The organism is Microbacterium shimangi (assembly GCF_043556445.1).
Lineage (GTDB): Bacteria > Actinomycetota > Actinomycetes > Actinomycetales > Microbacteriaceae > Microbacterium.
The window spans coordinates 751001-775144 of the sequence record NZ_JBIGII010000004.1 but is presented as its reverse complement, the minus strand read 5'-3'; the positions used below and the strand labels follow the sequence as shown (position 1 = coordinate 775144).

Below are 24144 nucleotides of genomic sequence, written 5' to 3'. Positions count from 1 at the left end.
ATGGGACGACGTCGGCCCTGGATAGTTACTTCGTGACGGAGCTGCTTGTGGCGCTGCCGACCGGATCTTTCGTCGCGGGCGGTTCGCTCACGTCGACGAAGTCGTGGGGGTCAGGCGAGTGTACCGCTCCTACCCCCTGCGGCTCGCGACCGGGCATGTACGCCGACGGTTCGTAACCGGTGTGGCGTCGCTTCTGCACGATCATGATGACGAGGCCGAGGATGACCCCGGCGATCGCGGCCCACACGTTCGTGCGCAGCCCGAAGAAGACCTCGCTCGGATCGATGCGGATCGTCTCCCAGATGATGCGACCGGCGCTGTACCAGACGAGGTACAGACCGAACGTGCGGCCCCACTGCAGCGTGAAGGCCCTCGCCGCGAGGATGATGACCGCGGCACCGAACAGGTTCCACAAGACCTCGTAGAGGAACGTGGGGTGGAAGAGCGTTCCCGGTTCGAGGCCGGGAGGGAAGGCCGAGTTCTCGCTGTCGATCTCGAGTCCCCACGGCAGGTCGGTGGGAAGGCCGAAGAGCTCCTGGTTGAACCAGTTGCCGAAGCGACCCATCGCCTGGGCGATGATGAGGCCGGGGGCGAGGGCGTCGGCGAAGGTCCAGAAGCGGATGCCGGTCCAGCGGCAGCCGAGGTAGGCCCCCACGGCACCGCCGAGCAGCGCCCCGTAGATGGCGATGCCGCCCTCCCAGATCGCCCAGACCGAACCGGGCTCGAACGGGTTCCAGGGGTTCGAGCCCTCGCCGAAGTAGAAGCCCGGGTGTGTGACGACGTGGAAGATGCGTGCGCCGACGATGGCGATCGGAATGGCCAGGAGGCAGATATCGATCACGACCCACTGCTCACCGCCGCGCTTCGTCAGGCGGTGGTTGGTGAGCAGAGTCGCGACGATGATCCCGGCGATGATGCACAGCGCATAGAAGTGGATCGGCACCGGTCCGATGAAGAATCGGCTGATCTCAGGGCTCGGGATGCTGGCGAGCACACCTGTGGGCGCGCTCGTAGGGGCGAACGTCATGATCGAAGTCTAGAGTCGTTCGCCGGTGCCCGCAGACAGGGCACGAGCGACCTCCGCGAGACCGTCGACGCCGCCGTCGCGCAGAGCGCGGACGAGGGCCGTGCCCACGATCGCCCCGTCGGCGTATTCCAGGACGCCCGAGATCTGGTCGGCCGTCGAGATGCCGATGCCGACGCACGCGCGCTCGGCACCGTGCGCGCGCAGTCGACCCACGAGTGTGCGGGCCGCCGCATCCAGTTCGGTGCGTTCGCCCGTGATCCCCATCGTCGAGACGGTGTAGACGAAACCCGTCGACGATCGGGCGATGAGTTCGAGACGTTCTTCGCTCGATGTCGGGGCGGCGAGGAAGACGCGGTCGAGGCCGGTGCGTTCGCTCGCGGCGATCCACTCCTGCGCCATGTCGGGGGTGATGTCGGGGGTGATGAGTCCGGCGCCGCCCGCGGCGAGCAACTCGTCCGCGAAACGGTCGACGCCGAACTGCAGCACCGGGTTCCAATAGGTCATCACGAGCACCGGCACGTCGACGCGGCGCGTGACCTCGCGGATGACGGTGAAGAGGTCGCGCAGCCGGAATCCGGCGGCGAGAGCGACCTGCGTCGCCTCCTGGATGATCGGCCCGTCCATCACGGGGTCGCTGTAGGGCGGCCCGATCTCGAGGATGTCGGCGCCGTTCTCGGCCAGTGCGACCGCCGCCTCGATGCTCGTCTCGATGTCGGGGAACCCGGCCGGAAGATATCCGACGAAGACGCCGCGGCCGTTGGCGTGGGCGGCGTCGATCGCGGCGGCGACCCGGGAGGTCACAGTTCCGTGCCCTCGCCCTTGGCCGCGTCCTCGGCGGGCGCGGTGGTGACGACGGGCACATTCTCGGCGTCGTACAGCTCGAAGTAGCGGGCAGCGGTGTCCATGTCTTTGTCGCCGCGGCCGGACAGGCAGATCGCGATGACACCGTCTGGGCCGAATTCGCGACCGACGCGCAGAACGCCCGCGAGCGCGTGCGCCGACTCGATCGCCGGAATGATCCCCTCGGTCTTCGACAGCAGACGCAACGCCTGCATGGCCTCGTCGTCGGTGGCCGGAATGTACTCGGCGCGTCCGATCGATGACAGCCACGCGTGCTCCGGCCCGACGCCCGGGTAGTCGAGCCCCGCCGAGATCGAGTGGGACTCGACCGTCTGGCCGTCTTCGTCCTGCAGCACGAATGTCTTCGCACCGTGCAGCACACCGGGGCGCCCGCGCTCGATGGACGCGGCGTGGCGCGGCGTGTCGACTCCGTCGCCGGCGGCTTCGACGCCGAACAGGCGCACGGACTCGTCGTCGAGGAAGGCGTCGAACATGCCGATCGCGTTCGATCCGCCGCCGACGCACGCGAAGACGGCGTCGGGGAGGCGTCCGAGTTCGTCGAGCATCTGGGCGCGCGCCTCTTCGCCGATGACCTTCTGGAAGTCGCGCACCATCGCGGGGAACGGGTGGGGGCCCGCGGCGGTGCCGAAGATGTAGTTGGTCGTCTCGACGCTCGCGACCCAGTCGCGGTAGGCCTCGTTGATCGCATCTTTCAAGGTGCGCGAGCCCGTCGTGACGGGGATGACTTCGGCGCCGAGCAGACGCATCCGTGCCACGTTCAGCGCCTGGCGCTCGGTGTCGACCTCGCCCATGTAGATCGTGCACTCGAACCCGAACAGCGCCGCCGCCGTCGCCGTGGCGACGCCGTGCTGACCGGCGCCGGTCTCGGCGATGACCCGGGTCTTGCCGAGCCGCTTGGTCAGGAGAGCTTGCCCGAGGACGTTGTTGATCTTGTGCGAACCGGTGTGGTTCAGGTCTTCTCGCTTGAGGAAGACGCGTGGTCCGCCGACGTGCTCGGCGAACCGGGGAACCTCGGTGAGAACCGAGGGGCGCCCGGCGTAGGTGTGCAGGAGCCCGCGAAGCTCGTCGAGGAAGACCGGGTCGACGATGGCCGTCTCGTAGACGGCGGTGAGCTCGTCGATCGCCGCGATGAGCGACTCGGGCATGAAGCGCCCGCCGAACTCTCCGAAGAAGGGACCGTTCTCGGTGCGCAGACTCATGATGATGCTCCTTGCAGATCGCCGTCGTGGAGAAAACGGCGGAGGGTGGCGACGGGGTCGCCGGTGACCAGCGCCTCGCCGACGAGGACGGCGTCGGCGCCGGCTGAACGATAGTGCGCGACGTCGGCGGGGGTCAGCACCGCCGACTCGGCGATCTTGACGGCGTCGGCGGGGATGCCCTCGACGAGGCGACCGAAGAGGTCGCGGTCGAGTTCGAAGGTCGAGAGATCGCGGGCGTTGACCCCGATGAGCCGCGCACCGAGATCGGCGGCGCGAGCCACCTCGTCGGCGGAGTGCGCCTCGACCAGAGCGGTCATCCCGAGCTGGCCGGTGAGTTCGAACAGTTCACTGAGGGTCTTCTGATCGAGCGCAGCGACGATGAGGAGCACGAGATCGGCGCCGGCCGCGCGGGCTTCGACCACCTGGTAGGGCGTCGCGAGGAAATCTTTGCGCAGCACGGGGATTCCCACGGCTGCCTTCACCGCCTCGAGGTCTGCGAGGGAGCCCTTGAACCGGCGCCCCTCGGTCAGCACCGAGATCGCCGATGCACCACCGGTCTGGTAGAGACCGGCCTGGTGTGCGGGGTCGGGGATGTCGGCGAGATCACCGCGCGAGGGGCTTGCCCGCTTGACCTCGGCGATGATCTTCACCCGATCGGCCGGGGCGAGAGCGGTGACGACGTCGAGAGCGGGAGCACGATCGAGCGCTGCACGCTCGACAGAGGCGAGCGGTCGCTCCACGGCGCGAGCCTGGGAATCTTCGACTGCGCCGTCCGTCAGGTCGGCGAGCATGCTTCGTCGCGCTGGCTCGTGCTCAGCACGGGCGCTCAATGCTCTTTGACCGTGGTCTTGGAGCCGCCGACCCCGTAGCCGGCCTTCTTCATCGCTGCGCCGACGACCAGACCGACCAGGATGAGTCCGACGGAGGCCCAGACGAGCCAGGGCACGTCGAAGTAGAACGCCGCGGTGCCGATGGAGAAGCCGACGAGCATGATCGTGATGGCCGTCCACGCGGCCGGCGAGTGTCCGTGGCCGGGGTCGCCGAGGGGGTTGCTCATGGGTCTCCTTGTGGTGTCGGCGCGATCGTGCGCGCACGGGGAAAGTCTACCGGTGCTGTTCTTCTGCGGTGGGATCGTCACCGCGCGAGAGGTCGTCCCACGAATCGATGGCGTCGTGCGGCCTCGACCCCTCGGCCCCTGCCGTCGCAGCGGCCGCCTGGTAGCGGCGGTCGGCGCTCCCCCGCCACCGACGGGCGGTGATGAGCGTGAAGAGACCGGCGGCGATGAGGACGACCTGAGCGATCGCGGTGAGGGCCGGCCACGGTGTCGATGTCGTCGAAGCGACGAGGTCGGCGACAGCATCCGCCCCTCCGATTCCCGTGGCGGAGGTCACGGTCGCCGCCACCGCGGAGACGGGGGGCGCGACGGCCACCTGCGCGCTCAGCACGCCGAGGATCGCCCCAATGGCGATGCTGAGCACACCGAAGACGTAGCGGAGCACGAGCCCGGTGATCGACAGCGCGGCGCCGAGGGCGAGCGTGGCGAGGCTGAGAGGCGTCAGCACGGGCACGGCAGCCGCGCCCGCGACCACCAGCTCCTCGCCGGCGCCGTCGGCGAGGATCACCGTGATCCACGTCTGGGTGGAGCCGATCACGCCGATGGCTCCGGCGAGCAGCGTGCCCAGAACGGTCAGAAGACGCGCACGTCGGATCATGGCGCGGTGCCGGTCACCGGCGTCAAGTCGTCGGCATCGAAGCAGGTGTGGTCGCCGGTGTGGCAGGCCGCGCCGATCTGCTCGACCTCGATCAGAAGGGCGTCGCCGTCGCAGTCCAGTCGCGCACCGCGCACGAGCTGGATGTGGCCGGACGTATCGCCCTTGCGCCAGTATTCCGCCCGCGACCGCGACCAGTACGTCACGCGTCCCTCGGTGAGGGTGCGTCGCAGCGCCTCGGCGTCCATCCACGCGAGCATGAGCACCTCGCGGGTGTCCCACTGCTGGATGACAGCCGGAGTGAGCCCGTCGGCATTGAAGACCACGCGGGCGATGCGCTCCTCGACCGACGGTCCGTGAGGCTCTCGAAGGGCGGTCATCGGCGCACCTCGATCCCGTCGGCGATCAGCGCGGCTTTGACGTCTCCGACGGTCAGCGCGCCGGAGTGGAAGACGGATGCGGCGAGCACCGCGTCGGCGCCCGCGCGGATCGCGGGCGCGAAGTCGTCGACCGCGCCCGCTCCTCCGGAGGCGATGACCGGCACGCTCGCGAGCTCGCGCATCAATCCCACGAGTTCGAGGTCGAACCCGGCCTTGGTTCCGTCGGCGTCGATCGAGTTCACCAGCAACTCCCCCGCGCCCCGTTCGATGGCCTCGCGAGCCCAATCGAGCGCGTCGAGGGTCGTTTCGGTGCGTCCGCCGTGGGTCGTCACGACGAAGCCCGAGTCGACGGACGGGGAGCGCTTGACGTCGAGGGAGAGCACGAGCACCTGCGAGCCGAAGCGGTCGGCGATCTCGTCGAGAACGCCGGGGCGGGCGATTGCCGCCGAGTTGACGCCGATCTTGTCGGCTCCCACCGCGAGGAGACGCGCGACGTCTTCGGAGGAGCGGACGCCGCCGCCGACGGTGAGCGGGATGAAGACCTCTTCAGCCGTGCGCCGCACGACGTCGTAGGTGGTCGCCCGCTCGTCCACCGTGGCGGTCACGTCGAGGAATGTGATCTCGTCGGCACCCTGCGCGAAGTACAGCCGGGCGAGTTCCACGGGGTCGCCCATGTCGCGCAGATCGACGAAGTTCACGCCCTTCACCACCCGGCCCGCGGCGACGTCGAGGCAGGGGATCACGCGGCGCGCGAGAGACACGTCAGAGCCTCGCGGCGTGGATCTCGGTGACGAGGATCGCGCGAGCACCCATCGCGTACAGCGCATCCATGACCTGGTTCACGCCCTTGCGGGGGCTCATGACGCGCACGGCCACCCACTCGGGGTCGCGCAGCGGCGAGATCGTCGGCGATTCGATTCCCGGAGCGATTGCGACGGCTTCGTCGATCAGTCGAACGGGGAGGTCGTAGTCGATCAGCACGTAGCGGCGCGCGACCATGACGCCCTTCAGGCGACGGAGCAGGGTCTGCGTGCCGCCGGCCTCGGTGGGTCCGCTGATGAGCACGGCGTCGGATTCGAGGATCACCGGGCCGAAGATCTCGAGGCCGGCCTGGCGAAGGGTGGTGCCGGTCGACACGACGTCGGCGACAGCATCCGCCACCCCCAACTGCACGGCCGACTCGACCGCGCCGTCGAGCGGCACCAGATCGACGGCGATGCCCCGCTCGTCGAGGAACCCGTCGACGAGGCCCGGATAGGCCGTCGCGACGCGGAGGCCCTCGAGTTCGGCGATGTCGGAGAACCGCCCGGGGCGTGCGGCGAAGCGGAACGTCGAGCCCCCGAAGCCGAGGGCTTCGATCTCACGGGCGCCGGGCATGCGGGCGTCGAGCAGCAGGTCGCGTCCGGTGATGCCGACGTCGAGTGCGCCGGAGCCGACGTACGTGGCGATGTCTTTCGGGCGCAGGTAGAAGAACTCGACGTCGTTCGTCGGGTCGATGGTGTGCAGGTCTTTCGGATCGCGGCGGCCGGTGTAACCGGCCTCGGCGAGCATCGCGGCGGAGGTCTCGGAGAGCGAGCCCTTGTTCGGCACGGCGATTCGCAGCATGGCGGAGGCTTTCGGGTCGAAGGGGTGGGGCGAGTGCGGAACGCTCAGAGATGTCGGTAGACGTCTTCGAGCGTCAGCCCCTTCGCGACCATCATCACCTGAAGGTGGTAGAGCAGCTGCGAGATCTCTTCGGCGGCGGCATCGGACGATTCGTACTCGGCCGCCATCCACACCTCAGCCGCCTCTTCGACGATCTTCTTGCCGATGGCGTGGACTCCGGCGTCCAATTGCGCGACCGTGCCCGAGCCCGTGGGGCGTTCGACCGCCTTCGCACTGAGCTCGGCGAACAGGGCGTCGAACGTCTTCACTCGTCCAGGGTATCTGGCCCGAAGGGCGGTCGGCGTCGCGAGGGTGTCGGGGAAACCACGGTTCAGTGCGCGGCGATGCTGAGCAGGATGATCACGATGCCCAGCAGCGTCGTCGTCACGACACCCGCGACCCGCCACGGCCAGGTGCTGCCGTTGCGGCGGGCATTGAGGTAACCGATGACGCCGAGGAGCACGATCCCGCTGAACAACGCGGCGAAATAGGCCGACCATTCGTCGACCCCGAGCGCCGACGTCGCCAGAAGCGCGACAGGGATCAGCATCGCCAACGCCATTCCCGACGAGTGGCGGACGCCGTCGAGGATCGCGCGGCCGAGCGGCGGAGCGGGGCGTCGACCGCGGCTCGCGACCACCGCGGCGTAGATGTGGGCCAGCCAGAACACGGCGACCGTGCCCAGGACGAAGACGATCACATCGTCGTCGGTGTCGGCGTCGATCTCGCCGGCGATGAGCGCGGTGACCAGCACGATGCCGTAGACGCCGTGCTCGCCGCTGTACGCGCTGAGCAGTCGACGGGCGTGGTGAGCGGCGCCTTTCGGGTGCGGCCGGGAGCCCGTCGTGTCGTCGATGTCGCTCATCGCTGTTGCCGCGCTCTCGGTCAGTGGCGGTGCGCCCGCGACGCGGTCGCGCGAAGCGAGCGGATCGCGGCGTCGGGGTCGCCGGCGCCGAAGACGGCGGAGCCGGCGACGAACGTGTCGGCCCCCGACTCTGCCGCCTGAGCGATCGTGGACTCGGAGACGCCGCCGTCGACCTGCAGCCACACGGCCGAGCCGCGCCGACGGGCTTCGTCGGCCAAGGAGCGCAGTTTCGGCATGGTCTCGGGCATGAACGACTGGCCGCCGAAGCCGGGCTCGACGGTCATGACGAGGATCTGGTCGAATTCGTCGAGCACGTCGAAGAGTCCTTCGATGGGCGTCGCCGGTTTGACGGCGACACCCGCGCGCGCCCCGATCGCGCGCAGCCGGCGCGCCAGCGCGACCGGCTCGGCGGCTGCCTCGAGGTGGAAGGTGACGGATGCCGCTCCCAGCTCCGCGTACTCGGGAGCCCATCGTTCGGGCGCGTCGATCATGAGGTGCACGTCGAGCGGTACCGGACTCGTCTCCTGGATGCGACCCACCATCTGCGGCCCGAACGTGAGGTTCGGCACGAAGTGGTTGTCCATGACGTCGACGTGCACGTAGTCGGCACCGGCGATGCGGGCGAGCTCGGCCTGCATGTTGACGAAGTCAGCGGCCAGGATGCTGGGATTGATGCGGAATTCCGTGGGGTCGGGCACGGCACCCATTATCGCCCGCTCGGCGCGCGCGCCGTCGCTCCCCCGCAGCGGGCTGCGCGTGGCGCGTCGCGGTGCGGGCGAGCAGCGGTTGTACAGCGGGTCAGCGCTTGCGCAGGAGCGCGATCGACATCGCGTCGGTGCCGTGGCGATGGGGCCAGAGCTGGGCGCGACCCGACCCGTCTTCCTGCTCGGGCAGGTCGATGGGGTTCCGCGACACACGACGCACGACCTCGCGCGCGTCGAGCTCCTCGACGGCGCCCCCGAGCTTTCGGCGCACTTCGGCCACGACCCCGGCCGTCTCGGCCAGGTGCGGCGAGCACGTGACGTAGGCCACGATGCCGCCGGGCTTCACGGCGGTGAATGCGGCGAGTACGAGGTCTCGCTGCAGGTCGGCGAGGGCGGGAACGTCGGTCGGGGCCTTGCGCCACCGTGCTTCGGGGCGTCGCCGCAGGGCTCCGATGCCCGTGCAGGGGGCGTCGACCAGCACTCGGTCGTAGGCACCGGGAGTGCGCGCGGCCCGCGCGCGGCCGTCTTCTTCGCTCACCTCGACGACGAGCGGCACCTCGGCGACGGCACGACGAACGAGCCCCGCGCGTGCGGGGATGATCTCGTTCGCATCGAGCGTGGCACCCGCGGCGAGGGCCTCGGCGGCGAGGAGGGCGGTCTTGCCCCCGGGCCCCGCACAGAGATCGAGCCAGCGCTCACCGGGGGCGACGGGCACCGCGCGCGATAGGGCGAGAGCCGCCAATTGCGAACCCTCGTCCTGCACTCGCAGACGGCCGTCCGATTCCCGCACGAGCCGCTCGGGGTCTCCCCCGCCCAAGACGAAGCCGTCGGGGGCGTACGGGGTGACGCGGGCGTCGGAGGGGCGCTCAGCGAGACCGGGAAGAGCCAGCATGCCCACCCGGGGGGCATCGTTGTCGGCGTCGAGCAACGCGTCGAGTTCGTCCGCGCGTCCTTCGGCACCGAGAGCACGGCGAAAGGCGCGCAGAATCCACACGGGATGCGAGGTCGTGATCCCGCGGCGCTCGTCGTCGGAACGGGCGGAGCGTTCGAGCTCCGCGTACCAGTGCCCGGGGGTCTCCCGCGAGATGCGACGCAGCACCGCATTGACGAAGCCCGGGGCCCCGCGTGAACCGGTCTCGCGGGCGAGCTCGACGGATTCGTTGACGGCTGCGTGCGAGGCGACGCGTGTCGACAGCAGTTGGTGGGTGCCCAGACGCAGTGCATCGAGCACCGCGGGGTCGATCTCATCGACGGGCCGCTCCGCGACGAGGTTGATGAGGGCGTCGTACGTGCCGCGCCGGCGCAGCGTGCCGTAGGTCAACTCGGTCGCCAGAGCCGCGTCTTGCGTGTCGAGTCGTGCGCGGACGATCGAATGCGGAAGCAGGAGGTTCGCGTAGGCGTCGTCGGTGGACACCGCGTGCAGCACGTCGAACGCGACGCGCCGTGCGCCCTGGACCTTCACGAACCGGCCACCGGGTTCTCGGTGCGCAGGCCCCGCCACCAGTCCCCCGCCGCCATCGCCGGCTTTCCGGCGGGTTGCACCGTGACGAGTTCGACCGGCGCGGTGCCAGTGCCCACGAGCACGGCGCGACCGGATGCGGCGAGCACCCCCGGTGCGAGAGTCTCGGTGGTCTCCGCGTCGCGCGCCGCGAGGATCTTCACCCGGGCTCCGTCGACGGTCGTGTGGGCTCCCGGTTCGGGAGTGACGCCGCGCACCCGATCGAGGATCGTCGCTGCATCCGCCGTCCAGTCCAGGGCCCCGTCGGCGAGGGTCAGCTTCGCCGCGAACGTGGGCTCGCCGACCTGGTCGACGGAACGCGCCGAGCCGTCGGCGATCGCATCGACGACGCGGGCGAGAAGGGGGCCACCCCGCTCGGCCAGGGCGGCCAGCACGTCGCCGGCCGTCGCGCCCTCGGGAACCTCGTAGCGTTCCTCGGCGAAGACCGGCCCGGCATCGAGCTCGGCGACGAGCTGGAAGACGCTCGACCCGGTGACGCGATCACCCGCGATGAGCGAACGCTGCACGGGAGCCGCGCCGCGCCAGGCGGGAAGCAGCGAGAAATGCAGGTTGATCCAGCCGTGCGTCGGAAGCGACAGAAGCGGCTCCCGAACGAGCCCGCCGTAGGCGACGATCACGCCGAGGTCGGGGGCCTCCCCGGCGATGTGCGCGGTGACCTCGTCGTCGAGACGCGAGGCCTTGTGGACGACGAGCCCGAGCTCGTCGGCCGCGACGGCGACCGGCGACGGCGTCATCACGCGGCGGCGCCCCTGGGGGGCGTCGGTGCGGGTGATCACCGACGACACCTCGTGCTCGCCGGCGGCGAGTGCGCGAAGCGCGGGCACGGCGACCTCGGGGGTCCCGGCGAAGACGAGGCGCATGAGTCTCCTCAGAGGTCGGGTTCGGCGACGTCGAGCCGAACTTTCAGTGTATTCCGCGGGCGTGGGCCGCGCTCACGGGGCAGGCGGCGGGCTCGGAGCGCATCGGCGATGACCGAGGCCCGCAGGCTCTCGGCGACCGCCCGGCCGTGGGGGTAGTCGAAGCGCACCAGCGCGCGGGACTCGGGGGCGCTTCCTGCCTCGGTCGCGACGACCGGGCCGAGGATGGCGGCGGCGTCGAGCGTCGGCACATCGGTGCGCAGCGTCGCCAGAGCGGTGTCGACCGACTTCGCCGCGCCCTCCACCGTGGCCAGCCGCACCGCGGGGGGCATGTGCAGCGGTGCCCGGTCGGCGAGCTCGGCTCGCGCGTACGCGGGCTGCGTCCAGGTGGCGAGAGCGCGGGCCACGGGCCCCGCCACACCGACCAGATGCACGGGAGCGCCGGGCGCGGCGAGGGCGGCCGCGTTCGACCACCAGCGCAGGCAGTGCTCGCCGATCCGCAGCGCCTCGGCCTGCAGCATCCGCTCGCCGTCGAGCAGGATCACGGCACGGTAGCCGCCGGGTGCGACGGGTTCGGCACCGCGGGTCGCGATGACCAGGGCAGGACGACCGTCGACCTCACTGAGCGGATGCGCCCCGTCGGAGACGATCACGCGGGTGTTCGCGAATGCGCGCCCGAGCTCGTCGGCGGTGCGCTCGCTTCCCGACGAAGACATGCGCACCTTCGTGGACTGGCAGTGCGGGCAGGTCCAAGAGTGGGCGGAGCGACCGCACCACGCACAGACGGGCACGGCGCCCGGTCGAGCGGCGCGCAGCGGGCCCGTGCAGTGCAGGCACCGCGCGGGCCGTCGGCACTCGCCGCACGTGAGCGAGGGGGCATAACCGGGGCGGGCCACCTGCACGAGGACCGGCCCGTGCTGAAGGGCTTCGCGCGCCGCGGCGAACGCGGCCGACGGCACGCGCGAGCCGCGGTTCTCGCCCTCACGCGTCGCGCTGAGCACGATGCGCGGCGAGGGGCGCCGCGCGGCGGGCGCCTCATGGACGAACCCGATCTCGACGAGCCGCTGCACCTCGGTGGTCCGCGTGTGTCCGGCGAACAGTAGAGCGGAGCCCTCGAGTTCTTGACGCACGAGAGCGGCGTCGCGGGCGTGGACCCCCGGCGACAGTTGCTCGGACAGGAGCGAATCGCCGTCGTCCCAGATCGCGACGAGCCCCACATCGTGCGCCGCGGCGTAGACCGCGGAGCGCCGACCGACCACGATGCACGGTGCATCCGACAGCGTGCGCAAGAACTGCCCGTAGCGCGCAGGGCCCGATTGATCGGCGTCGTGACGGACGACCGCAGCGGCGTCGACGAAAGTGGCGAGCGCTGCGGTCAGCTGTGCTTGATCGCGGTAGTCGGGGACGACGAGGATCGCGCTCCGCCCCCGCGCCAGGGTGCGCGCAGCGGCCGCGGCGAGCACGATCGCCCACTCCCCGACCGCCAGATCGGTCGCGGGCCGCGGCGGTGCGTCGAGGGCGATGCGCCCGCCGGCATCGAGGAGTCCGCGTAGGGCGGGGAATCCCCCGACGAGAGCTTCCGCCCGGGCGAGCGACGGCGCCGACACCTGCGGCGCGTCGGGGGCGGGGGAAGCCGCCCAGGTCTTCTCGGCGCGCACCATGCGCTTGGGGATCGCCAGGCGCAGGATGTCGGCGGCCGAACCCGCGGCCCGGTCGGCGACCCGTCGCGCCAGCGCGTACAGACCGGGGGTGAGCACCGGGACGGGCGAGACCACCGCCTCGACCTCCGACAGCGGCCTCTCCCCCGCATCGTCGTCGACCTCGACGATGTAGGCGTCGACGAGGCGCCCGGCGGTGCGCAGCGGCACGCGCACGCGCACGCCGGGGTTCGCTTCGTGGGCCAGCTGCGACGGAATCGCGTAGTCGAACAGCCGATCGAGCTGCGGCAGGGGCGACTCGAACAGCACCCGAGCCACGCGCCGCGGTGTCGCTTCGGTCGAACCCGACTCCGCAGCATCCGATCCGGACGCCGGCGAAGTCACGTCAGAGTCCTGCGGCCGCGCGCAGCTCCTCCACACGGTCGGTGCGTTCCCAGGTGAAATCGGGGAGCTCGCGGCCGAAGTGCCCGTACGAGGCGGTCTGCGCGTAGATCGGACGGAGGAGGTCGAGCTGGTCGATGATCGCTTTCGGGCGCAGATCGAAGACGGCGAGGATCGCGCGGGTGATGGCGTCGTCGTCGATGTGCCCCGTGCCGAAGCTCTCGACGTACAGGCCGACGGGCTGGGCCTTGCCGATCGCGTAGGCGATCTGCACCTCGAGCCGGTCGGCGAGACCCGCCGCAACCGCGTTCTTCGCCACCCAGCGCATGGCGTAGGCCGCCGAGCGGTCGACCTTCGAGGGGTCTTTGCCGCTGAACGCCCCGCCGCCGTGGCGCGCAGCGCCGCCGTAGGTGTCGATGATGATCTTGCGACCGGTGAGGCCGGCGTCGCCCTTCGGGCCGCCGACGACGAAGGGCCCTGCCGGGTTGATGTAGAACTTCACGTCGGGCAGATCGAGCCCGGTCTGGGCGAGCACCGGGTCGATGATCTCGGCGCGAACCCGCTCGCGCAATTCTTCTTGCGACACGTCGGGGTGGTGCTGGGTCGACAGAACGACCGACTCGACGGTCTTCGGCGTCTGTCCGTCGTAGCCGAGCGTCACCTGCGTCTTGCCGTCGGGGCGGAGGAACGGCAGCGTGCCGTCGCGGCGCACCGCGGCGAGGCGCTCGGCCATGCGGTGGGCGGTCCAGCTCGCCATGGGCATGAGCTGGGGAGTCTCGGTGGTCGCGTAGCCGAACATGATGCCCTGGTCGCCCGCGCCCTGCTCGTCGCGGGGGTCGACCGAACCGCGCTCGCGCTGCTCAAAGGCCTTGTTGACCCCCGAGGCGATGTCGGACGACTGCGCGCCGATCGAGATGCTGACGCCGCACGAGTCGCCGTCGAAACCCGTGTCGCTCGAGGTGTACCCGATGCGGTTGACGACCTCGCGGACGATTGCCGGGATCTCGACGTAGGCACTCGTCGACACCTCACCGGCGACGTGTACGAGTCCCGTCGTGACGAGCGTCTCGACGGCGACGCGACCGATCGGGTCTTCGCGGAGGATCGCGTCGAGGATGCTGTCGGAGATCTGGTCGCAGATCTTGTCGGGGTGCCCCTCGGTGACGGACTCGGATGTGAACAGCCGCAGCTCGGTCATGATGCTCCTGATGGGCGGGTCGGGGATGGCACAAGTATGCCCCGGGTGGCCGACAGCCGGCCCGGGGCCCTTGTTCGTTCTTTACGCACGCCGCCGAGGGCGGCATGGGGAGGAGCGCTCGCTCAGACGGCCTCTTCGACAGCGCGCAGGCGCAGCTTGTCTTCGTGGATCTCGTGCAGCGCGATCGTCAGCGGCTTGTCTTCGACCGTCGAGTCGACGAGCGGGCCGACGTTGTCGAAGAGGTTGCCTTCGTGGAGGTCGGAGTAGTAGTCGTTGATCTGTCGCGCGCGCTTCGACGCGAAGATGACGAGCTGATACTTCGAATCGACCTTCGTGAGAAGGCTGTCGATGGGCGGATCGATGATGCCCTGGTTGCGAGTCGGCATAGCAGACCTCCTGGTCTCGGGGAACGGATGCGGCGCGCCAGGCGCCGAAGCATCCGTTCAGTCTACCGCGTCCCCACCCGGACAGCCGAGAGCGCCCCTCTCGGCCAGTCGTGCTCGAAGATCGGGCGGAAACCGGCGCTCTCGGCTCGAAGGAGTCAGCGTGCGGCGACCGCGACGACGGCCTCGGCGGCGGCATCCACCTCGTCGTTCACCACGCGGTAGTCGAACTCCCCCTGAGCCGCCAGCTCGGTCTTCGCGGTGCGCAGGCGCCGGGCGCGTTCTTCCGAATCCTCGGTGCCTCGGCCGACGAGTCGCTGGACGAGTTCGTCCCAACTGGGCGGCAGCAGGAACACCAGCGTCGCAGACGGATCGGCGGCGCGCACCTGGCGCGCGCCCTGCAGGTCGATCTCGAGCAGGGCGGTGCCTCCCTCGTCGAGCACGCGCTCGAGGGGGGCCCGCGGTGTGCCGTAGCGGTACTTGTTGTGCACCGTCGCGTGCTCGAGGAGGGCGTCGGTGGCGATGAGGCGGTCGAACTCGGCGTCGTCGACGAAGTAGTAGTGCTCGCCGTCGACCTCGCCGGGCCGGGGCGGTCGGGTGGTCGCGGAGACCGAGAGGTGGATCTCGGGGTGGTGCTCTTTGATGTGCGCGGCCACGGTTCCCTTGCCCACCGCGGTCGGGCCGGCGAGTACCACGAGGCGGCTGCGCCCCGCGCGGGGGCCGGGTTCGGGCCAGCGTCCGTCGAGGAACGTCGTCAGGGCGCGCCGTTGACGGGCACCGAGTCCGCCGAGGCGTTTCACCGGCGAGATCGCGAGGTCGACCAGGATGCGATCGCGCTTTCCTTCGCCGATCGCGGGGATGGCGGTCAGGAAGTCGGTCACGCGCATCGCGCCCGCCGGCGATTCGGGGTCGGCGAGGGCCCGGCGCAGCAGCTCCTGCGGGCTGATCACCCGGGTGGCGACGTCGCGTTTGAGCGACGCCCTGGCTCGGCGTGCGGCGACGGCGCGACGGGATGCGGCGACGCGGTCGACCTCGGGGGGGCGTGGGGCGTCAGCCACGGTCGACTCCTCGGTACAGCGCGGCGCGTTCGGCGATCCGATCGGCGAGACGGTCGCGACCCACGGAAAGGATGCTGCGGCTCTCGTTCGCGATGACGTTGCCCGCGACATACCCGAACAGGCGAGCGACGTCAGCGGGCTCGGCACCCTGTGCGCCGAAACCGGGGGCGAGGATGGGCGTACCGGCGAGCACCATGTCGGTCAGCCCGTATGCCTTGCGGTCGACGGTGGCGCCGATGACGACACCGAGAGAGCCGAGGGCTCCGGGGAGGCCCATGTTCATCCACCCGATGTCGCGGGCGACCCGCTCCGCTACGCGCTGGCCCTCGAGGGCGGCGTCGTCGACGACGATCGCGGTCTGCACGGGCAGCGCCTCGGGGTTGCTCGTCGCGGCGAGGACGAACGCGCCCTTGCGGTGCCGGAGCGCCGTCTTCAACGTCTGGTCGAGCGAATCCGGACCCAGGTAGGGGCTGAGCGTCACGGCGTCGGCCTCGAGCGGCGAGCCCGGCGCCAGCCACGCTGTCGCGTACCCCGCCATCGTCGAACCGATATCGCCGCGCTTCGCGTCGGCGATGACGATCAGCCCGGCGGCGCGGGCTTCCGCCATGACATCTTCGAGAGCCGCGAAGCCGCGCGAGCCGTACTGCTCGAAGAACGCCACCTGCGGCTTCACGATGCCGACCCGGCCGACGGCGGCCTCGACCACGCGCAGGCCGAACTCGCGGACGCCGTCTGCCGAAGCATCCAGCCCCCAGATCGAGAGCAGGCTCTCGTGCGGGTCGATGCCGACGCACAGCGCGCCGTGCGCGTCGAGCGCTCCGGTGAGTCGTTGACCGAAAGTGGTCACAGTCGCGCGGCCCGGTCGGCGGCGTACTCCTGGAGGCTCCGCACTTCGAAGCCCTGACGGAGGACGCCGAGGGCGCTCACCGCGGCGCCGAGGACCGCCATCGTGGTGAAGAGCGCCTTGTCGGCCGCCACAGCGGCCGCACGGATCTCGTACCCGTCGGCGCGCGCGAGCCCGCCGCTCGGCGTGTTCACGATCATGTCGATCTCGCCGGCGTTGATGAGGTCGACGATGTTCGTCTCGCCCGATGCCTGGGTGGCGGAGTACTTGTTGACGACCCGCACGCGGATGCCGTTCCGCGCGAGGATCTCGGCCGTGCCCTCGGTGGCGACGAGGGTGAAGCCCAACTCTTGCAGGCGGTGCGCGGGCAGGATCACGGCGCGCTTGTCGGCGTCGGCGACCGAGATGAACACGGTGCCCGAAAGCGGCATGCCGCCGTAGGCCGCCTCTTGGCTCTTCGCGAACGCCGTCGGGAAGTCGCGGTCGATGCCCATGACCTCGCCGGTCGAGCGCATCTCGGGGCCGAGCACGGAGTCGACGATCTGGCCGTCCTTGGTGCGGAACCGCTTGAACGGCAGCACGGCCTCTTTCACGGCGACCGGTGCGTCGAGCGGAACGCGCGATCCGTCCGAGACGGGCAGGAGCCCCTCGGTCTTCAGGTCGGCGATCGAGGTGCCGGCCATGACGCGGGCGGCAGCCTTGGCGAGCGGAATCCCCAGCGCCTTCGAGACGAACGGCACGGTGCGGCTCGCGCGGGGGTTCGCTTCGATGACGTAGAGAACGCCGGCCGAGATCGCGAACTGCACGTTGAGGAGCCCGCGGACCCCCACGCCCCGGGCGATGGCGAGAGTGGCCTCGCGAACCCGATCGATGTCGGTGCGGCCGAGCGAGATGGGCGGCAACGTGCAGCTCGAGTCGCCGGAGTGGATGCCGGCCTCTTCGAGGTGCTCCATCACGCCGCCGATGTACAGCTCGGTGCCGTCGTAGAGCGCGTCGACGTCGAGCTCGATCGCGTCATCGAGGAACCGGTCGACCAGCAGCGGAAGGCCGGGGCCGATGATCGCCTGATCGGCGACGCGCACGAAGTAGTCGCGCAGGCTGGCGGTGTCGTACACGATCTCCATGCCGCGGCCGCCGAGCACGAAGCTGGGGCGGACGAGCACCGGGTACCCGATCTCTTCGGCGATGACCACGGCGCCGTCGACGTCGATCGCCGTGCCACTGCGCGGGGCCAGAAGCCCGGCCTCGTCGAGGAGCCGCGAGAACAGTTCGCGCTCTTCGGCGAGATCGATCGCCTCGGGCGAGGTTCCCAGAATGTTGTAGCCCGCGTCTTCGATGCCCTTGGCGAGCCCGAGCGGCGTCTGGCCGCCCAGCTGGCAGATCACGCCGAGGATCTCACCCGACGCCGATTCGGCGTGGAGGATCTCGAGCACGTCCTCGAGGGTCAGCGGCTCGAAGTACAGGCGGTCGGACGTGTCGTAGTCGGTCGAGACTGTCTCGGGGTTGCAGTTGATCATGATCGTCTCGTACCCCGCGTCCGACAGCGCGAACGACGCGTGCACGCACGAGTAGTCGAACTCGACGCCCTGGCCGATGCGGTTCGGGCCGGATCCGATGATGACGACCTTCGTGCGGTCGGATGCTGCGACCTCCGTCTCGAAGTCGTAGCTCGAGTAGTGGTACGGCGTGAGCGCGGGGAATTCCCCCGCGCACGTGTCGACCGTCTTGTACACGGGGCGGATGCCGAGACCGTGACGGACGCCGCGTACCTCGGTCTCGTCGGACGCGCGCAGTTGAGCGATCTGCGCGTCGCTGAATCCGTGGTCCTTCGCCAGGCGCAGAGTCGCAGCATCCAACTCCGCCGCCGTCCGCACCGTCTCGGCGACTTCGTTGATCAGCACGATCTGATCGAGGAACCAGGGGTCGATCGCGGTGGCGTCGAACGCCTGCTCGATCGTCGCGCCCTTTCGGAGCGCTTGCTGAAGCACCACGATCCGACCGTCGGTGGGGGTCCGCGCCACCTCGAGCAGCTCGTCGAGGCTGCGGGGCTCGTCGCCCCAGTGGAAGCTCGACCCTCGCTTCTCGAGCGAGCGCAACGCCTTCTGCAGGGCTGTGGTGTAGTTGCGACCGATCGCCATGGCCTCACCGACCGACTTCATGGTCGTCGTGAGCGTCACATCGGCGGCGGGGAACTTCTCGAAGTTGAACCGGGGCACCTTCACCACGACGTAGTCGAGTGTCGGCTCGAAGCTCGCCGGGGTGACCTTCGTGATGTCGTTCGGGATCTCGTCGAGGCGGTAGCCGATCGCGAGCTTCGCGGCGATCTTCGCGATCGGGAAGCCGGTCGCTTTCGACGCCAGGGCCGAGGAGCGCGACACGCGGGGGTTCATCTCGATGACGATGATGCGTCCGGTCGCGGGGTCGACCGCGAACTGGATGTTGCACCCGCCGGTGTCCACGCCGACGGCACGGATGATGTCGATGCTGATGTCGCGAAGTCTCTGGTACTCGCGGTCGGTCAGGGTCAGGGCGGGGGCGACGGTGATCGAGTCCCCCGTGTGGACGCCGACCGGGTCGACGTTCTCGATGGAGCAGACGACGACGGTGTTGTCGGCCGTGTCGCGCATCATCTCGAGTTCGTACTCCTTCCAGCCGAGGATCGACTCCTCCAGGAGTACCTCGCTCGTGGGCGAGTCGTGCAGACCCGCGCCGCCGATGCGACGCAAGTCGCGCTCGTCGTAGGCGAAGCCCGAACCGAGCCCGCCCATCGTGAACGACGGCCGGACGACCAGCGGGTAGCCGAGCTTCTCGGCCCCGGCGAGCAGGTCTTCCATCGAGTGGCAGATGACGGATGCGGCGACGTCGGCGCCGCAGGCGAGAACGAGCTCCTTGAAGACCTGCCGGTCTTCGCCCTTGCGGATCGCGTCGACCCGCGCACCGATGAGCTCGACGCCGTACTTCTCGAGGATGCCGCGATCGTGGAGCGCCATCGCCGCGTTGAGCGCCGTCTGACCACCGAGGGTCGGGAGGATCGCGTCGGGCTTCTCCTTGAGCAGGATCGTCTCGATCACCTCGGGGGTGATGGGCTCGATGTAGGTGGCGTCGGCGAAGTCGGGATCGGTCATGATCGTGGCCGGGTTCGGGTTCACGAGGATGACCCGCACTCCCTCCTCGCGGAGGACGCGGCAGGCCTGGGTGCCCGAGTAGTCGAACTCGGCGGCCTGGCCGATGACGATCGGCCCGGAGCCGATGACGAGAACGGAGCGGATGTCGTCGCGCTTGGGCATCAGTTGTTGTCCTTCGTGTTCGCGGCGATGACCATGTCACGGAACCGGTCGAAGAGGTAGTTGGCATCGTGAGGCCCGGCGGCGGCCTCGGGGTGGTACTGCACGCTGAAAGCGGGGATGTCGAGCGCGCGGAGCCCCTCGACGACCTGATCGTTCAGACCGACGTGGCTCACCTCGACGCGGCCATAACCGTGGGGGCTCTCGAAATCGCCCTCGATCGGGGCGTCCACGGCGAACCCGTGGTTGTGGGCGGTGATCTCGACCCGCCCGGTGGTCTTGTCGAGCACTGGCTGGTTGATCCCCCGGTGTCCGAACGGGAGCTTGTAGGTGCCCAGGCCGAGCGCGCGACCGAGCAGCTGATTGCCGAAGCAGATCCCGAAGAAGGGCAGCCGGTCATCGAGAACGGCGCGCAGCAACTCGACATGATCGTCGGATGCTGCCGGGTCACCGGGCCCGTTGGAGTAGAAGACGGCCACCGGGTCGATGGCCCGGATGTCGTCGATCGTGGCGTCCTGCGGAAGCACGTGCACGTCGAAGCCGCGTGCCGCGAGGTTCACGATCGTCGCCTGCTTGACACCCAGGTCGAGAACGGCGAGAGCGCCGATGCGCTCCCCCGTCGACTCCGTCACCTCGGTCACCGCGACCGAGACATCGGCCGAGAGGTTGCGACCGGCCATCGCGGGCGCTTCACGCACGATGCGCACCTGCTCGTCGGCGTCGATGCCCGCGGCATCGCCCGAGAAGATACCGCCCCGCATCGAGCCCGCCGAGCGGATGCGGCGTGTCACCGCGCGGGTGTCGATCCCGCTGATGCCCACCACGCTGTCGACGACGAGCGCGTCGTCGAGCGACTCGTCGGCGCGCCAGTTCGACACGACGCGGGAGGGGTCGCGCACGATGTAGCCGGAGACCCAGATGCGCCGCGATTCCTGGTCTTCGGCGTTCATTCCGGTGTTGCCGATGTGCGGCGCGGTCTGCAGCACGATCTGACCGGCGTACGAGGGATCGGTCAATGTCTCCTGGTAGCCGGTCATTCCGGTGGCGAAGACGACCTCGCCCAGGGTGGTGCCGACCGCGCCGTAGGCGTGGCCGACATGGCGGGTGCCGTCTTCGAGAACGAGGACGGCGGGCTCCGTGGGGATCAGGGCGGTCATACGTTTCCTGTCGGGAGAAGCGGGCGGATGGCTTCGGCGAGTTCGCGTGCCGAGGCATCCTGCGGGCGGAAATAGGAGTCCACGATGGTCGCACCGTCGGCGCGCCAGGTGAGACGGGTGAGGCCGTCGCGCTCGACCACACGGTCGATCGCGACGGTGGCCTGAGCGGCGTCGACCAGTCGGTCGAGACCGAACACCATGCGCGGCTGACCGGCCAGGTCGACGGCCACGCCCTTGTCGGTCACCGTCACGTCGGCGCGGGCGCGGAAGCCGAGGCCCCGGATCGCCAGGCGCTCCAGCGGCTCGCCGTGGCGGGTGGTCGCGACGTAGAGCGTGGTGAAGGTCGCCGTCGTCTTCGCGCCGTCGGGCAGCTCGGCGACAGGTGCGGGGTACGCGGCATCGCGGCGCGTGCGCCGCCACCACGACCACGCCAGCAGGCCGAGGACCAGCAGCGCGATCGCGATGATGATGGTGAGAAGGGTTTCGCGGGTCACAGTGCGGCCGCCGGATCTTCGCGAAGTTCGCCGTCGGCGACGGTGACCCGGCCGCCGTACAGCGTCCACCGCACCTCGCCCGGGAGCTCGCGACCGACGTAGGGCGAGTTCGTGCTGCGGCCCTGCAGGTCGGAGACCGCGAACGGCCGGGCCGGTCGAGGGTCGTAGAGCGCGAGGCTCGCGGGGTTCCCGACCGTGAGGGGCGTGCCGTGACCGGCGAGGCGTCCGATGCGTGCGGGGGTCCGCGACATCACCCGCGCGACGTCTCCCCAGGTCAACATCCCCGTGTCGACGCAGGCCTGCTGCACGACGCGGAGGGCGCTCTCGAGCCCGACCATGCCGTTCGCGGCCGCCTGCCACTCGCACGCCTTGGCCTCGGTGGGGTGCGGGGCGTGGTCGGTCGCCACGATGTCGATCGTGCCGTCGGCGAGACCCTCGCGAACGGCGATGACGTCTTCTTCTCGGCGGAGCGGCGGGTTCACCTTGAACCGGGCGTCGTACCCGCGCACGAGTTCTTCGGTGAGGAGCAGATGGTGCGGGGTCACCTCGGCGGTCACCGCGACCCCGCGCTTCTTGGCCCACCGGATGATGTCGACCGACCCGGCGGTCGAGAGGTGGCAGACGTGTAGACGCGATCCCACGTGCTCGGCGAGGAGCACATCGCGGGCGATGATCGACTCTTCTGCCACCGCGGGCCAACCGGCGAGGCCGAGGTCGGCCGAAACGGCGCCCTCGTTCATCTGCGCACCTTCGGTCAGGCGCGGATCCTGGGCGTGCTGGGCGATCACCCCGTCGAAGGCCTTCACGTACTCGAGCGCCCGTCGCATGATCAGCGGATCCCACACGCAGAAGCCGTCGTCGCTGAAGACGCGGACGCGGGCACGGGAGTCGGCCATCGCGCCGAGTTCGGCGAGACGCTCGCCCTTCTGCCCGACGGTGACGGCGCCGATGGGCTGCACGGTGACGTAACCGGCGGCCTCACCGAGCGCGAGCTCCTGTTCGACGACCCCGGCCGTATCGGCGACCGGCGAGGTGTTCGGCATGGCGAAGACAGCGGTGAACCCGCCCGCGGCGGCGGCACGGGAGCCGGTGAGGATCGTCTCGGATGCTTCGAAGCCGGGCTCGCGGAGGTGCGTGTGCAGATCGACCAGGCCCGGCAGTGCGACCAGCCCATCGGCGTCGATCACCCGGGCACCCGCGCGAGAGACGTGGGTGCCGGACTCGGCGATGATGCCGTTCTCGACGAGGAGGTCGGTGGGGTTCCCACCTTCGATGCGGGCTCCGCGAACGATCAGGACGTCGGTCATCGTCCGTCCTCTCTTTCGGTACGCGCGGGTGCAGCGCTCTCTGACTCGGCGCGCTCCCCCGCCAGCAGCAGGTACAGCACGGCCATCCGCACCGACACGCCGTTCGCTACCTGCTCGAGCACCGTCGAGCGAGGCGAATCGGCGGCTTCGGCGGAGATCTCCATGCCCCGGTTCATCGGCCCCGGGTGCATCACAATGCTACCTTCCGGCAGCGCGGCCGCGCGCCGCGCATCGAGGCCCCACCGCCGGGAATACTCCCGTTCAGTGGGGAAATACGCGGCGCTCATGCGCTCGAGTTGGATGCGCAGCATCATGAGCGCGTCAGGGCCGCGATCGATGGCTTCGTCGAGGTCGTAGAGCACCTCCGCCGGCCACGCCGACACATCCTGCGGTACGAGCGTCGGCGGCGCGACGAGTGTGACCGAGGCGCCGAGCGTGTGCAGAAGCCAGACGTTCGACCGTGCGACGCGCGAGTGCAGCAGATCACCGACGATGGTGACGGCGATCCCCGCCAGATCGCGCCCGCGACTGTCATCGCCGAACGTGCGCTTGCGGATCGTGAAGGCGTCGAGAAGCGCCTGCGTGGGGTGCTCGTGGGTGCCGTCACCCGCGTTGACCACGCCGGCGGTGATCCATCCGCTCGCGGCGAGGGTCTGCGGCGCACCCGATGCCCCGTGGCGGATCACGACAGCATCCGCCCCCATGGCCTGCAGGGTCTGCGCCGTGTCTTGCAGCGATTCGCCCTTCGAGACGCTCGACCCCTTGGCCGAGAAGTTGATCACGTCGGCGGAAAGGCGCTTCGCCGCGGCCTCGAACGAGATGCGGGTGCGCGTGGAGTCTTCGAAGAAGAGGTTGACCACGGTCTTGCCGCGGAGGGTCGGCAACTTCTTGACCTCGCGACGCTGGGTGTCGGCCATGTCTTCGGCGACGTCGAGGATGCGCAGCGCGTCGTCGCGGCCGAGCGTTCGGGTATCGAGCAGGTTTCTCATGCGCCGATCGTCACCTCCTCGACACCGTCGTCTTCGGCGAGGCGCACGTTGACGCGTTCGTCGCGCGAGCTCGGGAGGTTCTTGCCCACGAAGTCGGGGCGGATCGGCAGTTCCCGGTGCCCGCGATCGACGAGGATCGCGAGACGCACGGCCGCCGGGCGTCCGATGTCCTGCAGGGCGTCGAGAGCGGCGCGGATGCTGCGGCCCGAGAAGAGCACATCGTCGACGAGCACGACCACCTTGCCGTCGATACCGCCGGGCGGAATCTGCGTGGGCCGCGGCGAACGCGTCGGATTGCGGTGCAGATCGTCGCGGTACATCGTCACGTCGAGAGCGCCGACGGGAATGCTCGCGTTCGTGAACTCGCCGACGAGGGCGGCGATGCGATGGGCGAGGGTGACGCCGCGAGTGGGAATGCCGAGGACGACGAGATCATCGGGGCCCTTGTTCGACTCGAGGATCTCGTGCGAGATCCGAGTCAATGCCCGGGCGATGTCGGCCTGGTGCAGCACGGTACGCGTGCTCATCCGCCGCTCCCTTCTCCGCCTCTCAGGACGGTGTTAAAGGTTGCTGTGTTCCCTCCGAGCTTACCCGACGCACCAGCTCACCCACGCGACCACCCGCTC

24 protein-coding genes and 1 pseudogene are annotated in these 24144 nt (G+C 69.9%); all 25 read right to left on the bottom strand.

Features of this window, described 5'->3' with window-relative positions:
* Positions 1-25: 25 nt before the first annotated feature.
* Complete coding sequence (lgt, locus tag ACFXQA_RS10655) at positions 26-1027, bottom strand: prolipoprotein diacylglyceryl transferase (protein ID WP_394519798.1); 1002 nt, start codon at positions 1025-1027, stop codon at positions 26-28.
* 9 nt (positions 1028-1036) lie between these two features.
* The gene (gene trpA, locus ACFXQA_RS10650) at positions 1037-1828 is read right to left on the bottom strand and encodes a tryptophan synthase subunit alpha (RefSeq protein WP_394519797.1); all 792 of its coding nucleotides are present in this window, start codon (positions 1826-1828) and stop codon (positions 1037-1039) included.
* Positions 1825-3087 (bottom strand): tryptophan synthase subunit beta, encoded by a 1263-nt coding sequence (gene trpB / locus ACFXQA_RS10645; protein ID WP_394519796.1) that lies wholly within the window; start codon positions 3085-3087, stop codon positions 1825-1827. Before trpB ends, trpA begins: the two co-directional genes overlap by 4 nt.
* Positions 3084-3878, bottom strand: a complete 795-nt coding sequence (gene trpC / locus ACFXQA_RS10640; protein WP_394519795.1) for an indole-3-glycerol phosphate synthase TrpC — start codon at positions 3876-3878, stop codon at positions 3084-3086. Before trpC ends, trpB begins: the two co-directional genes overlap by 4 nt.
* Positions 3879-3913: 35 nt before the next feature.
* Positions 3914-4144 carry a DUF6704 family protein gene (locus tag ACFXQA_RS10635; RefSeq protein ID WP_394519794.1) on the bottom strand — a complete coding sequence of 77 codons (231 nt, stop codon included), beginning with the start codon at positions 4142-4144 and terminating at the stop codon, positions 3914-3916.
* A 46-nt stretch (positions 4145-4190) separates the two neighbouring features.
* A complete protein-coding gene (locus tag ACFXQA_RS10630) occupies positions 4191-4799 on the bottom strand; it encodes a Trp biosynthesis-associated membrane protein (protein ID WP_394519793.1) in 609 nt (202 codons plus the stop codon).
* The gene (hisI, locus tag ACFXQA_RS10625) at positions 4796-5176 is read right to left on the bottom strand and encodes a phosphoribosyl-AMP cyclohydrolase (protein WP_394519792.1); all 381 of its coding nucleotides are present in this window, start codon (positions 5174-5176) and stop codon (positions 4796-4798) included. The genes ACFXQA_RS10630 and hisI overlap by 4 nt, the downstream gene beginning before the upstream one ends.
* Entirely contained in the window at positions 5173-5937 is a 765-nt protein-coding gene (hisF, locus tag ACFXQA_RS10620; RefSeq protein WP_394519791.1) for an imidazole glycerol phosphate synthase subunit HisF, read from the bottom strand. The genes hisI and hisF overlap by 4 nt, the downstream gene beginning before the upstream one ends.
* Before the next feature lies 1 nt (position 5938).
* Positions 5939-6781, bottom strand: coding sequence for an ATP phosphoribosyltransferase (hisG, locus tag ACFXQA_RS10615; RefSeq protein ID WP_394519790.1), 843 nt, complete (start codon positions 6779-6781; stop codon positions 5939-5941).
* A 44-nt stretch (positions 6782-6825) separates the two neighbouring features.
* Positions 6826-7089 (bottom strand): phosphoribosyl-ATP diphosphatase, encoded by a 264-nt coding sequence (locus ACFXQA_RS10610; RefSeq protein WP_394519789.1) that lies wholly within the window; start codon positions 7087-7089, stop codon positions 6826-6828.
* Between the two features lie 62 nt (positions 7090-7151).
* Positions 7152-7685, bottom strand: a complete 534-nt coding sequence (locus ACFXQA_RS10605; protein WP_394519788.1) for a hypothetical protein — start codon at positions 7683-7685, stop codon at positions 7152-7154.
* Positions 7686-7705: 20 nt separating this feature from the next.
* The gene (gene rpe / locus ACFXQA_RS10600; protein WP_394519787.1) at positions 7706-8383 is read right to left on the bottom strand and encodes a ribulose-phosphate 3-epimerase; all 678 of its coding nucleotides are present in this window, start codon (positions 8381-8383) and stop codon (positions 7706-7708) included.
* Between the two features lie 100 nt (positions 8384-8483).
* Positions 8484-9851, bottom strand: coding sequence for an RsmB/NOP family class I SAM-dependent RNA methyltransferase (locus tag ACFXQA_RS10595; RefSeq protein ID WP_394519786.1), 1368 nt, complete (start codon positions 9849-9851; stop codon positions 8484-8486).
* Positions 9848-10768, bottom strand: a complete 921-nt coding sequence (fmt, locus tag ACFXQA_RS10590; RefSeq protein WP_394519785.1) for a methionyl-tRNA formyltransferase — start codon at positions 10766-10768, stop codon at positions 9848-9850. Before fmt ends, ACFXQA_RS10595 begins: the two co-directional genes overlap by 4 nt.
* A gap of 8 nt (positions 10769-10776) precedes the next feature.
* Entirely contained in the window at positions 10777-12741 is a 1965-nt protein-coding gene (locus ACFXQA_RS10585) for a primosomal protein N' family DNA-binding protein (RefSeq protein ID WP_394520225.1), read from the bottom strand.
* A gap of 67 nt (positions 12742-12808) precedes the next feature.
* Entirely contained in the window at positions 12809-14002 is a 1194-nt protein-coding gene (gene metK / locus ACFXQA_RS10580; protein ID WP_394519784.1) for a methionine adenosyltransferase, read from the bottom strand.
* A gap of 122 nt (positions 14003-14124) precedes the next feature.
* Complete coding sequence (rpoZ, locus tag ACFXQA_RS10575; RefSeq protein WP_394519783.1) at positions 14125-14388, bottom strand: DNA-directed RNA polymerase subunit omega; 264 nt, start codon at positions 14386-14388, stop codon at positions 14125-14127.
* A gap of 155 nt (positions 14389-14543) precedes the next feature.
* Entirely contained in the window at positions 14544-15443 is a 900-nt protein-coding gene (gene gmk / locus ACFXQA_RS10570) for a guanylate kinase (RefSeq protein WP_394519782.1), read from the bottom strand.
* A complete protein-coding gene (pyrF, locus tag ACFXQA_RS10565) occupies positions 15436-16290 on the bottom strand; it encodes an orotidine-5'-phosphate decarboxylase (RefSeq protein WP_394519781.1) in 855 nt (284 codons plus the stop codon). The genes gmk and pyrF overlap by 8 nt, the downstream gene beginning before the upstream one ends.
* Positions 16287-19574, bottom strand: coding sequence for a carbamoyl-phosphate synthase large subunit (gene carB / locus ACFXQA_RS10560; RefSeq protein WP_394519780.1), 3288 nt, complete (start codon positions 19572-19574; stop codon positions 16287-16289). The genes pyrF and carB overlap by 4 nt, the downstream gene beginning before the upstream one ends.
* Positions 19574-20728: a glutamine-hydrolyzing carbamoyl-phosphate synthase small subunit gene (carA, locus tag ACFXQA_RS10555; protein WP_394519779.1), complete on the bottom strand. Its 1155-nt coding sequence runs from the start codon at positions 20726-20728 to the stop codon at positions 19574-19576. The genes carB and carA overlap by 1 nt, the downstream gene beginning before the upstream one ends.
* A complete protein-coding gene (locus ACFXQA_RS10550) occupies positions 20725-21222 on the bottom strand; it encodes a PH-like domain-containing protein (protein WP_394519778.1) in 498 nt (165 codons plus the stop codon). Before ACFXQA_RS10550 ends, carA begins: the two co-directional genes overlap by 4 nt.
* Positions 21219-22529: a dihydroorotase gene (locus tag ACFXQA_RS10545; protein WP_394519777.1), complete on the bottom strand. Its 1311-nt coding sequence runs from the start codon at positions 22527-22529 to the stop codon at positions 21219-21221. Before ACFXQA_RS10545 ends, ACFXQA_RS10550 begins: the two co-directional genes overlap by 4 nt.
* A complete protein-coding gene (locus tag ACFXQA_RS10540) occupies positions 22526-23518 on the bottom strand; it encodes an aspartate carbamoyltransferase catalytic subunit (RefSeq protein ID WP_394519776.1) in 993 nt (330 codons plus the stop codon). The genes ACFXQA_RS10545 and ACFXQA_RS10540 overlap by 4 nt, the downstream gene beginning before the upstream one ends.
* Positions 23515-24051: pseudogene (gene pyrR, locus ACFXQA_RS10535) on the bottom strand (bifunctional pyr operon transcriptional regulator/uracil phosphoribosyltransferase PyrR); the annotation flags it as partial. The pseudogene pyrR and the gene ACFXQA_RS10540, both read right to left, overlap by 4 nt.
* Positions 24052-24144: the final 93 nt, after the last annotated feature.

What these genes read in the sequence shown, in the direction of transcription:
- ACFXQA_RS10545 (WP_394519777.1), bottom strand. Translation starts at nt 22,529, where the DNA reads ATGACCGACGTCCTGATCGTTCGCGGAGCCCGCATCGAAGGTGGGAAC.
- trpB (WP_394519796.1), bottom strand. Translation starts at nt 3,087, where the DNA reads ATGAGTCTGCGCACCGAGAACGGTCCCTTCTTCGGAGAGTTCGGCGGG.
- fmt (WP_394519785.1), bottom strand. Translation starts at nt 10,768, where the DNA reads ATGCGCCTCGTCTTCGCCGGGACCCCCGAGGTCGCCGTGCCCGCGCTT.
- carB (WP_394519780.1), bottom strand. Translation starts at nt 19,574, where the DNA reads ATGCCCAAGCGCGACGACATCCGCTCCGTTCTCGTCATCGGCTCCGGG.
- ACFXQA_RS10635 (WP_394519794.1), bottom strand. Translation starts at nt 4,144, where the DNA reads ATGAGCAACCCCCTCGGCGACCCCGGCCACGGACACTCGCCGGCCGCG.
- ACFXQA_RS10630 (WP_394519793.1), bottom strand. Translation starts at nt 4,799, where the DNA reads ATGATCCGACGTGCGCGTCTTCTGACCGTTCTGGGCACGCTGCTCGCC.
- carA (WP_394519779.1), bottom strand. Translation starts at nt 20,728, where the DNA reads ATGACCGCCCTGATCCCCACGGAGCCCGCCGTCCTCGTTCTCGAAGAC.
- metK (WP_394519784.1), bottom strand. Translation starts at nt 14,002, where the DNA reads ATGACCGAGCTGCGGCTGTTCACATCCGAGTCCGTCACCGAGGGGCAC.
- ACFXQA_RS10605 (WP_394519788.1), bottom strand. Translation starts at nt 7,685, where the DNA reads ATGAGCGACATCGACGACACGACGGGCTCCCGGCCGCACCCGAAAGGC.
- lgt (WP_394519798.1), bottom strand. Translation starts at nt 1,027, where the DNA reads ATGACGTTCGCCCCTACGAGCGCGCCCACAGGTGTGCTCGCCAGCATC.
- hisI (WP_394519792.1), bottom strand. Translation starts at nt 5,176, where the DNA reads ATGACCGCCCTTCGAGAGCCTCACGGACCGTCGGTCGAGGAGCGCATC.
- rpoZ (WP_394519783.1), bottom strand. Translation starts at nt 14,388, where the DNA reads ATGCCGACTCGCAACCAGGGCATCATCGATCCGCCCATCGACAGCCTT.
- trpC (WP_394519795.1), bottom strand. Translation starts at nt 3,878, where the DNA reads ATGCTCGCCGACCTGACGGACGGCGCAGTCGAAGATTCCCAGGCTCGC.
- ACFXQA_RS10540 (WP_394519776.1), bottom strand. Translation starts at nt 23,518, where the DNA reads ATGAGAAACCTGCTCGATACCCGAACGCTCGGCCGCGACGACGCGCTG.
- hisG (WP_394519790.1), bottom strand. Translation starts at nt 6,781, where the DNA reads ATGCTGCGAATCGCCGTGCCGAACAAGGGCTCGCTCTCCGAGACCTCC.